Origin of the sequence: Streptomyces sp. NBC_00207 (assembly GCF_045160965.1) — a bacterium.
GTDB lineage: Bacteria > Actinomycetota > Actinomycetes > Streptomycetales > Streptomycetaceae > Streptomyces.
Map to the genome: position 1 here is coordinate 3,716,849 of NZ_CP130715.1, position 13,696 is coordinate 3,730,544.

Annotated in this window: 10 protein-coding genes; 6 read left to right on the plus strand and 4 right to left on the minus strand. The window is 71.4% G+C overall.

The features are described 5' to 3' along the window. Positions 1–6: 6 nt before the first annotated feature. The gene (iolC, locus tag OG472_RS17770; RefSeq protein ID WP_401602128.1) at positions 7–987 is read right to left on the minus strand and encodes a 5-dehydro-2-deoxygluconokinase; all 981 of its coding nucleotides are present in this window, start codon (positions 985–987) and stop codon (positions 7–9) included. A 34-nt stretch (positions 988–1,021) separates the two neighbouring features. Between iolC and OG472_RS17775 the strand changes: the two genes are divergently transcribed. The 3 genes from OG472_RS17775 (at position 1,022) to OG472_RS17785 (ending at position 3,410) form a co-directional block, all read left to right on the plus strand. Then, positions 1,022–1,936, plus strand: coding sequence for a sugar phosphate isomerase/epimerase family protein (locus OG472_RS17775; protein WP_401602130.1), 915 nt, complete (start codon positions 1,022–1,024; stop codon positions 1,934–1,936). A gap of 20 nt (positions 1,937–1,956) precedes the next feature. Next, positions 1,957–2,970, plus strand: coding sequence for a Gfo/Idh/MocA family protein (locus OG472_RS17780; RefSeq protein WP_383567459.1), 1,014 nt, complete (start codon positions 1,957–1,959; stop codon positions 2,968–2,970). Between the two features lie 239 nt (positions 2,971–3,209). Continuing rightward, on the plus strand, positions 3,210–3,410 hold the full coding sequence (locus tag OG472_RS17785; protein ID WP_383567462.1) for a helix-turn-helix transcriptional regulator: 201 nt from the start codon (positions 3,210–3,212) through the stop codon (positions 3,408–3,410). A gap of 90 nt (positions 3,411–3,500) precedes the next feature. Here OG472_RS17785 and OG472_RS17790 read toward each other — a convergent pair whose 3' ends face one another. Next, positions 3,501–5,768 carry an MMPL family transporter gene (locus OG472_RS17790; RefSeq protein ID WP_401602132.1) on the minus strand — a complete coding sequence of 756 codons (2,268 nt, stop codon included), beginning with the start codon at positions 5,766–5,768 and terminating at the stop codon, positions 3,501–3,503. A gap of 130 nt (positions 5,769–5,898) precedes the next feature. On the opposite strand from OG472_RS17790, the gene OG472_RS17795 reads away from it, so the two are divergent. From OG472_RS17795 to OG472_RS17805, 3 genes are all read left to right on the plus strand, one after another. Beyond that, the gene (locus OG472_RS17795; protein ID WP_401602134.1) at positions 5,899–6,558 is read left to right on the plus strand and encodes a TetR/AcrR family transcriptional regulator; all 660 of its coding nucleotides are present in this window, start codon (positions 5,899–5,901) and stop codon (positions 6,556–6,558) included. A 304-nt stretch (positions 6,559–6,862) separates the two neighbouring features. Next, on the plus strand, positions 6,863–7,096 hold the full coding sequence (locus OG472_RS17800) for a cation transporter (RefSeq protein WP_319724103.1): 234 nt from the start codon (positions 6,863–6,865) through the stop codon (positions 7,094–7,096). A 128-nt stretch (positions 7,097–7,224) separates the two neighbouring features. Further along, a complete protein-coding gene (locus OG472_RS17805) occupies positions 7,225–9,510 on the plus strand; it encodes a heavy metal translocating P-type ATPase (RefSeq protein WP_405941720.1) in 2,286 nt (761 codons plus the stop codon). A gap of 422 nt (positions 9,511–9,932) precedes the next feature. Here the strand turns inward: OG472_RS17805 and OG472_RS17810 are convergent, their stop codons facing one another. Together OG472_RS17810 and OG472_RS17815 are read right to left on the minus strand one after the other, a co-directional pair. After that, the gene (locus OG472_RS17810; protein ID WP_267718657.1) at positions 9,933–11,222 is read right to left on the minus strand and encodes a citrate synthase; all 1,290 of its coding nucleotides are present in this window, start codon (positions 11,220–11,222) and stop codon (positions 9,933–9,935) included. Positions 11,223–11,404: 182 nt separating this feature from the next. Next, positions 11,405–13,651 (minus strand): ATP-dependent RecD-like DNA helicase, encoded by a 2,247-nt coding sequence (locus OG472_RS17815; RefSeq protein WP_405941721.1) that lies wholly within the window; start codon positions 13,649–13,651, stop codon positions 11,405–11,407. Positions 13,652–13,696 lie beyond the last annotated feature (45 nt).

A 13,696-nucleotide genomic window follows, 5' to 3' on the forward strand; every position in this document is an offset into this window, starting at 1 on the left:
CCCCACTCAGACACCACCGGCACGCCCCACCACCTCCTCCACCTCGTGGGGGAACGGCATCGCGGTCGAGCACGCCAGCCGCGAGGCCACGATCGCCCCGGCCGCGTTCGCGTACCGCATCACCCGCTCCACCGGCCACCCCGCCAGCAACCCGTGGCACAGCGCGCCCCCGAACGCGTCTCCCGCCCCGAGCCCGTTCACCACCTGTACGGGAACCGGGGGGACCTCCGCCACCGTCCCGTCGCGGTGGGCCGCCAGCACGCCCTCCGGGCCCCGTTTGACCACCGCCAGTTCCACCCCGGCGGCGAGCAGCGCCCGCGCCGCCGCGTACGGATCGGACTCGCCCGTGGCGATCTCGCACTCCTCGGTGTTCCCGACGGCCACCGTCGCCCACGCCAGCGCCCGCTCGTAGTACGGCCCGGGCTTCTCGCGCCACAGCATCGGCCGCCAGTCCAGGTCGAACACCGTGGTCCCCGTGCGGGCCCTGGCCTCCAGCGCCGCCAGCGTCGCCGCGCGCGAGGGCTCCTCGCTCAGGCCCGTGCCCGTCATCCAGAACACGCGGGCCGCTCGTACCGCCTCCAGGTCCACTTCCTCCGGGGCGATCTCCAGGTCCGGGGCCTTCGGCAGCCGGTAGAAGTACAGCGGGAACCGGTCCGGCGGGAAGATCTCGCAGAAGGTGATCGGCGTGGGCAGGCCCGCGACCTCGGTCGCCCACCGGTCGTCCACCCCGAACCCGCGCAGCTCGGAGCGCAGGTACCCGCCGAAGGGGTCCGCGCCGGTACGGGTGATCACCGCCACCCGCCGTCCCAGCCGGGCGGCCGCGACGGCCACGTTGGCCGGGGAGCCGCCCAGGAACTTCCCGAAGGTCTCCGCCTCGGCCAGTGGTACGCCGGTCGTCAACGGGTAGAGATCCACCCCGATCCGGCCCATCGTGATCAGGTCGAACGCGAACGGATCGCCGGTGCCGGTCACAGTCAGTCCTCCCACTCGTCTCCCTCGTCTCCCGCCTAAGGTGGCCGCTATGACGTCCTCCCCGCCCGCGTTGACCCGTATCCGCATCGGTTCGGCTCCGGACTCCTGGGGTGTCTGGTTTCCCGACGACCCCCGGCAGACCCCTTGGGAGCGTTTCCTCGACGAGGTCGCCGACGCGGGGTACGAGTGGATCGAGCTCGGCCCCTACGGCTATCTGCCCACCGATCCCGCCCGACTCGCCGAGGAAACGGCCAAGCGCGGGCTGCGGGTCTCGGCCGGAACCGTCTTCACCGGACTCCATCACGGGCCCGCCGTGTGGGAGGACACCTGGGAGCACGTGTCGCGGATCGCGGCGCTCACCCAGGCCATGGGCGCGGCCCATCTCGTCGTCATCCCCTCCTTCTGGCGGGACGACAAGACCGGGGAGGTGCTCGAGGACCGCGTCCTCACCCCGGCCCAATGGCGCGAACTGACCTCCCAGACCGAGCGGCTGGGCCGGGAGGTCCAGGACCGGTACGGGCTGCGGATCGTCGTCCACCCGCACGCCGACACCCACATCGACACCCCGGAGAACGTGGCCCGCTTCCTGGACGCGACCGATCCCGGCCTCGTCTCGCTCTGTCTGGACACCGGGCACTACGCGTACTGCGGCGGCGACAGCGTCCGGGCGATCGAGACCTTCGCCGAGCGGATCGGCTACCTCCACCTCAAGCAGGTGGACCCGCGGATCCTCGCCGAAGTCCTCGCGGAGGAACTGCCCTTCGGGCCGGCCGTGGGCCGCGGGGTGATGTGCGAACCGCCGTCGGGGGTGCCCGCGCTGGAACCCGTACTGGCGGCGGCCCAGCGGCTGGGCGTGGACCTGTTCGCGATCGTGGAGCAGGACATGTACCCCTGCCCGCCCGACCGGCCGCTGCCGATCGCCCGGCGCACCCGCTCGTACCTGCGCTCCTGCGGCGCCCGCTGACCACCCGGAGGGAACACGACATGACCAGCACGCTCGGCATCGCCGTCATCGGCACCGGGAAGATGGGCGCCGACCACGTGCGCCGGATCGGGCGGACCGTGGGCGGGGCCCGGGTGGTGGCCGTGGCCGACCCGGACGGGGACCGGGTCAAGGAGGTCGCGGGCGCCCTGGACGGCGCGAGTGCGCACACCGATCCGGCGGCCGCGATAGCGGCGCCGGGCGTTGAGGCCGTACTGATCGCCTCGCCGGGGCCCGCCCATGAGGAAGCGATCCTGCATGCCCTGGAGCGGGAGCTGCCGGTGCTCTGCGAGAAGCCGCTGACCCCGGACCCGGCGGGGGCGCTGCGCGTCATGGAGGCCGAACGGCGGCTGGGCCGGCGCCTGGTGCAGGTGGGCTTCATGCGGCGGTTCGACACGGAGTACGAGCGGCTGAAGGAGCTGCTGGACGCGGGCGGGATCGGACGCCCCCTCTTCCTGCACTGCCGGCACCGCAACGCCTCCTCGCCGTCCTTCTTCACCAGCGACATGCTGATCAGCGATTCGGTGGTGCACGAGGTGGACGCGGCGCGCTGGCTGCTGGGGCAGGAGATCACCGCGGTGAGCGTGCTCTCCCCCCGGCCCACGGCGGCCGCCCCCGAGGGGCTGCAGGATCCGCGGCTGGTGCTGCTGGAGACCTCCGGCGGGGCCGTCGTCGACGTGGAGATCTTCGTCAACTGCGGCTTCGGCTACCAGGTGCAGTGCGAGGCGGTCGGCGAGGCGGGCAGCGCCCGGATCGGCGACGGCCACGCGATGGTGGTCCAGTCGGCGGGCCGGTGGGGCGGCGAGATCGTCCAGGACTTCACGGTGCGCTTCGCCGACGCCTACGACCGGCAGTTGCGGCGCTGGGTGGCGGCGGCCGCGCGGGGCCGGGTGGCGGGTCCGGACGCGTGGGACGGCTATGCGGCGGCCGCCGTCTCGCAGGCGGGCCTCGCGGCCGCGCGCAGCGGCGTACGCACCCTCGTGGAGCTGGCGGAGCGGCCGGCCCTGTACCGCTGATCCCTGATCCCTCCCTGCCCCGCAACCGACCCCTGTGCCGCATCTGTCACAGGGGTCTCCTTCGTGTCACGCATATCCGCATAACGCGGGTTTTCCGTCACAGGCGTTCGACAGCCCCTCCCCTTCCGTCACTCCGCGTCGTTCCCCGGGCACAACCCGAGTGATCGTCAGCGTCCATGCGTCGGCTCCCCCGACGGCCTCCCGGCCGACCCTGCCGCGTGGACCAGGAGGTGTCCCGCATGAGCGACCGACCGCTGTGGTCGTACAAGGAAATCGCTGCCCACATCCGGGTCCAGCCGGACACCGTGCGCTCCTACCGCAAGCACGGCCTGCTCCCCCCGCCCGACCACGTGGAGGCCGGCAAGCCGTACTGGTACGCCGACACGGTCCGGGCCTGGGTGGCCCGCCGTCCCGGCAACCGGGGCCGCCGCGAGGACTGACACGTCCCCGCTTGCCGGGCGGGGCCACCCGGGCCCTGCCCCGCACCCCGGTCGTCCCCGACCGGCTTCGACGGCTCCGACGGCTCCCGGCTAGGCCGTCCCGGCGGGCACCTTCTCGGGCTCCGGATCCGGCCTCGTCTCCGGCTCCGGCTCCGGCTTCCGCTCTGCCACCGGCGGCAGGGACTCCCCCTCGCTCAGTCCGAACCTCTCGTGCAGTCTGCGCAGCGGGCCCGGCGCCCACCAGGTGGCCTTCCCGGTCAGCTTCATGACCGCCGGGACGAGGAGGCTGCGCACGACCATGGCGTCCATCAGGACCGCCAGCGCGATCCCGAGTCCCAGCATCTTGGTGTTGGTCACCCGCGAGGTGCCGATCGCCACCATCACCACGGCCAGGATCACGGCCGCCGCGGTGATCAGCCCGCCGGTGCGGGCCAGTCCGGTGCGCACGGCTCCCTCGTGGTCCCCGGTCCGGTCGTACTCCTCCTTTATCCGGGATATGAGGAACACCCCGTAGTCCATGGAGAGTCCGAAGGCGATGCAGAACATCAGGACCGGCAGGTTGGTCTCGATGTCGCCGGTGGAGGTGAAGGAGAGCAGTCCGGATAGGTTGCCCTCCTGGAAGACCCACACCACCGCCCCGAACATAGCCGTCAGGCTCAGGGCGTTGAGCAGGACCGCCTGGAGCGGTATGAGCAGGCTTCCGGTGAGCAGGAACACCAGCAGCAGCGTGGCGAGCACCACCACGGCCAGCGACACGGGCAGCTTCTCGCCGATCGCCTTCTGTGCGTCGACGAGCACCGCCGCCTCTCCGGTCACGGAGGTCCGGAAGTCCGCCTCCACCGTGCGCACCTCGCCGACCAGGTCCTGCGCCTGCTGCCCCACCGCCTCGCCCTCGGTGGTGACCGAGAAGTAGGCGTACCGCGACGGGTCCGCGGAGCTCACCGGCCCGTCGACCCGGACCACCCCGGGCAGGTGGGCCAGGCGTTCCCGGTAGGCGGCGAGCTCGGCGGGGCCGGCCGCGTCCTCGGCGAGGACGGTGAGCGTTCCGCCGGGGCTGCCCGGGAAGGCGTCCCGTATCTGCTGCTGGACCACATGCGACTCCGCGGTCTTCGGCAGCTGCCGGTCGTCCACGGTGCCGAACTTCACGCCGAGGAAGGGCAGTCCGAGGAGCAGCAGTCCCGCCGTCGTGGCCACGGCGAAGACGGGCGCCCGGCGCATCACCAGAAGAGCCACTCGCGCCCAGCCCCGCCCCGGTTCGGCCGAGGCCCCGGCCGGCCGCCCGCGCCGCCACAGGCGCCGCAGGTCCAGGGAGTTGACCCGCTCGCCGAGCAGCACCAGGGCCGCCGGAAGCAGGATCAGCGCGGCCCCCGCGGCGAGCAGGACCACCGCCACCCCGGCGTAGGCGAAGGAACGCAGGAAGTACATCGGGAAGAACAGCATCGCCGAGAGCGAGACGGCGACGGTCAGCGCCGAGAACAGCACCGTGCGGCCGGCGGTGCGCAGGGTGGCCCCGACGGCGGCCACCGGGTCCCGTCCGGCGGCGAGTTCCTCGCGGAACCGGCGGACGATGAACAGGGCGTAGTCGATGGCGAGCCCGAGTCCGAGCGCGGTGGTGAGGTTCTGGGCGAAGACGGAGACGTCGGTGAACTCGGTGAGGCCGCGCAGCACCGCGTTGGTGCCGAGGATGGCCACGATGCCGACGCCGAGGGGCAGCAGGGCGGCGACGGCGCTGCCGAAGACGAGGATGAGCAGGACGAGGGTGACCGGCAGGGCGATCATCTCGGCGCGCAGCAGGTCTTCCTGGATGGTGGCGGTCACCTCGCGCTGGACTGCGGCCGGCCCGCCGAAGGAGATCCGCACCGGGCCGTGCTCACCCCGGTAGTGCGGGACGATCCGGTCCAGCACCGCGGTGGTGGTCTTCTCGTCGCCCAGGATCCTGGCGGCTATGAGGGCCTGCCGGCCGTCCTCGGAGCGCAGGGCGGGCAGCTGCGTGCGCCAGTACGAGCCGACGCCGACGACTCCCTTCTCGGCGGCGAGCTGCGCCGTCAGCCGCTCCGCCTCGGCCGCGACGGCGGGATCGTCCACGCCGGCGGTTTCCGGGCCGGCATCGACGAGCAGCAGCAGATTGGGCTGGGAGGCCGGGAACTCGCGCTCCAGGGCCTTGGCGGCGTAGGTGGACTGGGCACCCGGGTCCTCCCAGCCGCCGCTGCCCATCCGTTCGGCGGCGCCGCCGCCCGCGAACACGGCCAGGGCCGTGACCAGCAGGGCGAGCAGCAGCGAGAGCCGCGGCCGGGCCGTGACGAACCGGGTCCACCTGCCGCTCTCCCCTGGCGACGGCGGATTCTTGACTTCGGACATGGCTCGGTGTCCCCTTCACCGTGATTGCCAGGCCAAATAGACTGGCAAACACGAGCAGTCGCTCGCGTTTCTCCAGAATGCGAGCGACCTCTCGCGTTTGTCAATCGCCCACGGGAAGCAAGGGATTGGAATGCCGGGGACACCGAAGGGCAAAACAACCGAAAACGGTGAAACTGCTGCACCGCGCCGCCGTCAGGCACGCGGCGAGCGCCGGGTCTCCCAGCTCCTGGCCGCCGCCGCCGGGGTGTTCTGCCGCACCGGCTACGCCGCGGCCAGCACCAACGCCATCGCCCGCGAGGCCGGCGTCTCGCCGGGCACCCTCTACCAGTTCTTCCCGAACAAGGAGGCCATCGCGGTCGAGCTCGGCGGGCAGCTGCTCCAGCAGGCCCACGAGATGCACGGACAGGCCTTCCTGCCCGAGAACCTCCAGCGGCCCCTGCCCGAGCTGCTGGACGCCGTCCTGGACCCGGTCATCGCCTTCAACTGCGAGAACCCGGCCTTCTGGGCGCTCATGCACGGCTCCGGCATCCCGGGCGCCATCGACCAGGAGCACTGGAAGCTGCACACCAGCCTGCTCACCCGGATCGAGGGCGTGCTGCACACCTTCTGCCCGGAGTCCGGACCCGCCGAGCTCACCCACACCTCGAACATGATCCTGGGCATCTTCAAGTCCTCGCTGGACCTGATCCTCGCCCACGAGGGCGCCGAGCGGGAGGCGTACATCGCGGAGCTGAAGACCGTCCTGCTGCGCTACCTCGACCCGATGATCACCACGCCCCACCCCGGCTGAACCGCCGCACAGGCCGCCGGCGTCCCGCAGCACGGGCGAGAACGCGCCCGCCCGGGCGAGAGCACGCCGGTCCGGGCGAGAGCACGCCGGTCCGGACCGACCGCGAGGCTTCCCGGGTGATCCGCATCCGCCGTTCGCGCAGTTTTCAGCCAGAGTGGCCAGTTTTGTGCGTCTGAACGAAAGACTGGACCCCGAGGCTCGCTTTCATACCCCCCAGGGGTATAGTCTCGAAGAGTCGGGAGGACGGTGGAGTCGTCGGCCACCCCTCCCGGTGACCGGACACGCCCCTGAAGAGGAGAACGACATGACCGCCGAGACGGACACCCAGACCACCACCGTCTACCGGGTGACCGGCATGACCTGCGGCCACTGCGAGGGCGCGGTGACCAACGAGATCTCCGCCCTGGCGGGCGTCAGCACGGTCAAGGCCGTCGCCGCGACCGGCGAGGTCACCGTGGTCTCCGCCGCCCCGCTCGCGGACGAGGACGTCCGCGCCGCCGTGGACGAGGCGGGCTACGAGTTCGCCGGCCGGGTCTGAGCGCACCCGCTCCCTCGGCAGCACCCGCGGCGGCCCGCACCACCCCAGCACCCGCGGTACCCCGCCGGGCCGTGCCGGCCAGCTCATACTGGACCCGTACGGCCCGGCCATCCCCCTGGAGCCGGAACATGAGCAGCACAGTGCACGACGGACCGATAACGGCGGTCGAACTCTCGATCGGCGGGATGACCTGCGCCTCCTGCGCGGCCCGCATCGAGAAGAAGCTCAACCGGATGGACGGCGTCGAGGCCACGGTGAACTACGCCACCGAGAAGGCCCACGTCTCCTACACCGGTGCCGTGCAGGTCTCGGACCTCATCGCGACCGTCGTCAAGACCGGCTACACCGCCGAGGAGCCCCCGCCGCCCGCCCCGGCCCCCACCGAGGACGCGGCCGCCCCGGCCGGGACGCGGGCCGAGGCCCCCGACGCGGCGCTGGCCGCGCTGCGCCAGCGGCTGCTCGTCTCCGCCGCGCTCGCCCTGCCCGTCGTCCTGCTCGCGATGGTTCCCGCCCTCCAGTTCGACAACTGGCAGTGGCTCTCCCTGACCCTCGCCGCCCCCGTCGTCGTCTGGGGCGGCCTCCCCTTCCACAAGGCCGCCTGGACCAACGCCCGGCACGGCGCCGCCACCATGGACACCCTGGTCTCCGTCGGCACGCTGGCCGCCTTCACCTGGTCGCTGTGGGCGCTGTTCTTCGGCCACGCGGGCATGCCCGGCATGCGGCACGGCTTCGACCTCTTCACAGTGCAAGGGGGCAGCGTCGCGCGGACGGACGGGTCCTCCGCCATCTACCTGGAAGTCGCGGCGGGCGTCGTCACCTTCATCCTGCTCGGCCGCTACCTGGAGGCCCGCTCCAAGCGGAAGGCCGGCGCGGCCCTCAAGGCCCTGCTGGAGCTCGGCGCCAAGGACGTCACCGTCCTGCGCGCGGGCCGGGAGGTCCGTGTCCCGGTGGGCTCGCTCGCGGTCGGCGACCGGTTCGTCGTCCGCCCCGGCGAGAAGATCGCCACCGACGGCACGGTCGTCGAGGGCAGTTCCGCCGTGGACGCCTCCATGCTGACCGGCGAGTCCGTCCCCGTGGAGGTGTCCGTCGGCGACTCCGTCACCGGAGCCACCGTCAACGCCTCCGGCCGGCTGGTCGTCGAGGCCACCCGCGTCGGCGCCGACACCCAACTGGCCCGGATGGCCCGGCTGGTCGAGGAGGCCCAGACCGGCAAGGCCGAGGTGCAGCGCCTCGCCGACCGGATCTCCGGGGTCTTCGTGCCCGTCGTACTGCTCCTCGCGCTCGGCACCTGGGTCAGCTGGCTGCTGATCACCGACGACCCCACCGCCGCCTTCACCGCCGCCGTGGCCGTCCTGATCATCGCCTGCCCGTGCGCCCTGGGCCTGGCCACCCCGACCGCGCTGATGGTCGGCACCGGGCGGGGCGCGCAGCTCGGCATCCTGATCAAGGGACCCGAGGTGCTGGAGTCCACCCGCCGCGTGGACACCGTGGTCCTGGACAAGACCGGCACCGTCACCACGGGGCGGATGACCCTCACCGGCGTCCACCCCGCCGAGGGCGTCGACGAGCGCGAACTCCTGCGCCTGGCCGGGTCCCTGGAGCACGCCTCGGAGCACCCGATCGCCCGGGCCGTCGCCACCGCGGCGGCCGAGAGGGCCGGCGCCCTGCCGGTCCCGGAGGGCTTCGAGAACCTCGCCGGCCTCGGCGTCCAGGGCGTCGTCGACGGACACGCCGTGCTGGTGGGCCGCGAGCAGCTGCTCGCCGACTGGTCGATCACCCTGCCGGCCGGGCTCGCCGCGGCCAGGGCGGCCGCCGAGGCCGAGGGCGGCACCGCCGTCCTGGTGGCCTGGGACGGGGCGGCGCGCGGGGTGCTGACCGTGGCCGACGCGGTCAAGGAGACGAGTGCCGAGGCGGTCGCCCGGCTGCGGGCGCTGGGCCTCACCCCGGTGCTGCTGACCGGCGACAACAAGGCCGTCGCCGAGACGGTGGCCCGCGAGGTGGGCATCGACGAGGTGATCGCCGAGGTGCTTCCGCAGGACAAGGTGGACGTCGTACGCCGCCTGCAGGCGCAGGGACGTACGGTCGCCATGGTCGGCGACGGGGTCAACGACGCGGCCGCGCTGGCCCAGGCGGACCTGGGGCTGGCCATGGGCACCGGCACCGACGCGGCCATCGAGGCCGGGGACCTGACCCTGGTACGGGGCGACCTGCGGGTGGCGGCGGATGCGATCCGGCTCTCGCGCCGGACCCTGGCCACCATCAAGGGCAACCTGTTCTGGGCCTTCGGATACAACGTGGCGGCCCTGCCGCTGGCCGCCGCCGGCCTGCTCAACCCGATGATCGCGGGGGCCGCGATGGCCTTCTCCTCGGTCTTCGTGGTGACCAACAGCCTCCGGTTGCGCTCCTTCCGCTAGTGGATCTCCTCCCCACCACGTACACAGTTCCTTCACGGGAGACGCAGATCACAGTGACCGCAACGTAACCATCCGGGGTCGTCACGGGTCTAATGGGGCGATGCAAAGAACGTCTTGGGGGACGTTCGACGGAAGCCCTGGGGGACTTCCGTGGCATCAGCCGGCCGGGACGCGTGCCCGCGGGAGGCTTTGAGCGGCCCTCCCGAACCGAACGGGTCCCGGCACACTGACGCCCCGACTCGGGTCCCGTGGGGGGAATCCGTTTCGGGGAAAAGGAAAGCGCCCCGACCGCCGACCCGTGGGGGGATCGACGGCGGGGCGCTTTTCGCATGCCTGGGGGTTACCTGCGGTGCTGCCCGCGCGGCCGCACGCCGCGCGGTGGAGAGCCTCGGGTCAGTGGGCCTCGGTCAGCGAACCTCGGTTCAGCGGGATTCCACGGGCACGAAGTCGCGCAGGACCTCGCCCGTGTAGATCTGGCGCGGGCGGCCGATGCGGGAACCCGGCTCCTTGATCATCTCGTGCCACTGGGCGATCCAGCCGGGGAGCCGGCCGATCGCGAAGAGCACGGTGAACATCTCGGTCGGGAAGCCCATGGCCCGGTAGATCAGACCGGTGTAGAAGTCCACGTTCGGGTAGAGGTTGCGCGAGACGAAGTACTCGTCGGCCAGCGCGTGCTCTTCCAGCTTGAGCGCGATGTCCAGCAGCTCGTCGCTCTTGCCGAGCGCCGAGAGGACGTCGTGCGCCGCCGCCTTGATGATCTTCGCCCGGGGGTCGAAGCTCTTGTAGACGCGGTGCCCGAAGCCCATCAGGCGGACGCCGTCTTCCTTGTTCTTCACCTTGCGGATGAAGGCGTCGACGTCGCCGCCGTCGTTCTTGATGCCTTCCAGCATCTCCAGAACGGACTGGTTGGCGCCACCGTGCAGCGGGCCCCACAGGGCCGAGATGCCGGCGGAGATCGAGGCGAACATGTTCGCCTGCGAGGAGCCGACCAGACGCACGGTGGAGGTGGAGCAGTTCTGCTCGTGGTCCGCGTGCAGGATCAGCAGCTTGTCGAGCGCCGAGACCACGACCGGGTCCAGGTCGTACTCCTGGGCCGGCACGGAGAAGGTCATGCGCAGGAAGTTCTCGACGTAGCCGAGGTCGTTGCGCGGGTAGACCACCGGGTGGCCGACCGACTTCTTGTACGCGTAGGCCGCGATCGTCGGGAGCTTGGCCAGCAGCCGGATCGTCGAGAGGTGGCGCTGCTTCTCGTCGAACGGGTTGTGGCTGTCCTGGTAGAACGTCGACAGCGCGCTGACCACGGAGGACAGCATCGCCATCGGGTGCGCGTCACGCGGGAAGCCGTCGTAGAAGCGCTTCACGTCCTCGTGCAGCAGCGTGTGCTGGGTGATCTCGTTGCGGAACGACGCGAGCTGGTCGACGGTCGGCAGCTCACCGTTGATCAGCAGGTACGCGACCTCGATGAAGGTCGAACGCTCGGCCAGCTGCTCGATCGGGTAACCGCGGTAACGCAGGATGCCCTGCTCACCGTCGAGGTAGGTGATCGCGGACTTGTAGGCCGCGGTGTTGCCGTAGCCACTGTCCAAGGTGACGAGCCCGGTCTGGGCCCGCAGCTTCGAGATGTCGAAGCCCTGGTCACCGACGGTGCTCTCGACCACCGGGTAGGTGTATTCACCGTCCGCGTACCGGAGTACTACAGAGTTGTCGCTCACGTCATCCCTCACCGACGTAGTGCCTCTTCTTCGAGGTGCCCTGACTGCCTCTACCTTCCCCCATTTGGCGCAGGAGAGTGCACTCGGGGTCGGCCTTTGGTGCTTTCGACGGCACTGAGTGCCGTCAAGCTGCTCATCCTGCCCCCTCCGCACCGGTGGTGGAACCCCAAATGATCGATCATTTAGGTGATGTTTCCCACCGGTATCCGGCCGGACAGCCTGGGCGCGACCGCCGTGTACCTCCTGCCTGCGGAAACGGTACGCACCGCCTGCCCGAGCGCCTTGCGGGACCCGACGAGGACGACCAGTTTCTTCGCTCTGGTCACCGCCGTGTAGAGCAAGTTGCGCTGGAGCATCATCCAAGCTCCGGTGGTGACCGGGATCACCACCGCGGGATATTCACTCCCTTGGGAACGGTGGATGGTGACGGCGTACGCGTGGGCCAGCTCGTCGAGTTCCGCGAACTCGTACCCGATCTCCTCGTCCTCCTCCGTACGCACCGTCAGGCGCTGTTCGTCCAGGTCGAGCCCGGTGACCACGCCGACCGTGCCGTTGAAGACGCCGTTCGCCCCCTTCTCGTAGTTGTTCCGGACCTGGGTCACCTTGTCGCCCACCCGGAAGACCCGGCCGCCGAACCGCTTCTCCGGCAGGTCGGGCCGGGCCGGTGTCATCACCTGCTGCAGCAGCCCGTTGAGGTTTCCGGCGCCCGCCGGGCCCCGGTGCATGGGCGCGAGCACCTGGACGTCCCGCCGCGGGTCGAGCCCGAATCTGGCCGGGATCCTGCGCGCCGCCACGTCCACGGCGAGCACCCCGGCCGCCTCGGTGTCCTCCTCCGGGAAGAGGAAGAAGTCGGGCAGCCCGTCCGTGATCGGCGGCACCCCGGTGTTGATCCGGTGGGCGTTGGTGACCACGCCGGACTGCTGAGCCTGCCGGAAGATCCGGGTGAGCCGGACCGCGGGCACCGGACCGCCCTCGGCCAGCAGGTCCCGCAGCACCTCCCCGGCCCCGACCGAGGGCAGCTGGTCCACATCGCCGACCAGCAGCAGGTGCGCCCCCGGCGCCACGGCCTTGACCAGCTTGTTGGCCAGCAGCAGGTCCAGCATCGAGGCCTCGTCGACCACGACCAGGTCCGCGTCCAGCGGCCGGTCCCGGTCGTACGCCGCGTCCCCGCCCGGCTTGAGCTCCAGCAGCCGGTGCACCGTGGAGGCCTCGGCCCCGGTCAGCTCGGACAGCCGCTTCGCCGCCCGGCCGGTGGGCGCGGCCAGCACCACCTTGGCCTTCTTGGCCCGGGCCAGCTCGACGATCGAGCGCACGGTGAACGACTTTCCGCAGCCCGGCCCGCCGGTGAGGACGGCGACCCGGCGGGTCAGCGCCAGCTTGACCGCGTCCCGCTGCTCGGGGGCGAGCGTGGCCCCCGTCCGCCCGGCGAGCCAGCCAAGGGCCTTCTCCCAGTCCACGTCCCGGAACGCCGGCATCCGGTCGTCCTCGGCGTTCAGGAGCCGGCGCACCTGCCCCACCAGCGACAGCTCGGCGCGGTGGAAGGGCACCAGGTACACGGCGGTCAGCGGGTCCGGCCCGCCCTGCGGATCGGGTACGGGCTCCCGTACGACGCCCTCCGGATCGGCGGCGAGCTCGGCCAGGCAGTCGATCACCAGCCCGGTGTCCACCTGGAGCAGCTTGACCCCGTCGGCGATGAGCCGCTCCTCGGGCAGGAAGCAGTGCCCCTGGTCGGTGGACTGGGACAGGGCGTACTGCAGGCCGGCCTTCACCCGCTCGGGGCTGTCGTGCGGGATGCCGACGGCCTGGGCGATCCGGTCGGCGGTGAGGAAGCCGATGCCCCAGACGTCGGCGGCGAGCCGGTAGGGCTGGTTCTTCACCACCGAGATGGAGGCGTCGCCGTACTTCTTGTAGATGCGGATCGCGATGGAGGTGGAGACGCCGACGCCCTGGAGGAAGACCATGACCTCCTTGATGGCCTTCTGTTCCTCCCAGGCGGCGCCGATCAGCTTCGTCCGCTTGGGACCGAGCCCGGGCACCTCGATCAGCCGCTTCGGTTCGGCTTCGATGACGTCGAGGGTGTCGGTGCCGAAGTGCTCCACGATCCGGTCGGCGATCTTCGGGCCGATGCCCTTGATCAGGCCGGAGCCGAGGTAGCGGCGGATGCCCTGGATGGTCGCGGGGAGCACGGTTTTGTAGTTCTCCACGGCGAACTGCTTGCCGTACTGCGGGTGGGAGCCCCAGCGGCCCTCCATGCGCAGCGATTCGCCGGGCTGCGCGCCCAGCAGCGAGCCGACCACGGTGAGCAGGTCACCGCTGCCCCGGCCGGTGTCGACGCGGGCGACCGTGTACCCGCTCTCCTCGTTGGCATAGGTGATGCGCTCGAGCACCCCCTCGACCACCGCCAGTTGCACCGCACCGTTCGCCGCCATGACCCGAAGCTACCGGGTGCCGCCGACAGCGCGTCAGACCTGTGG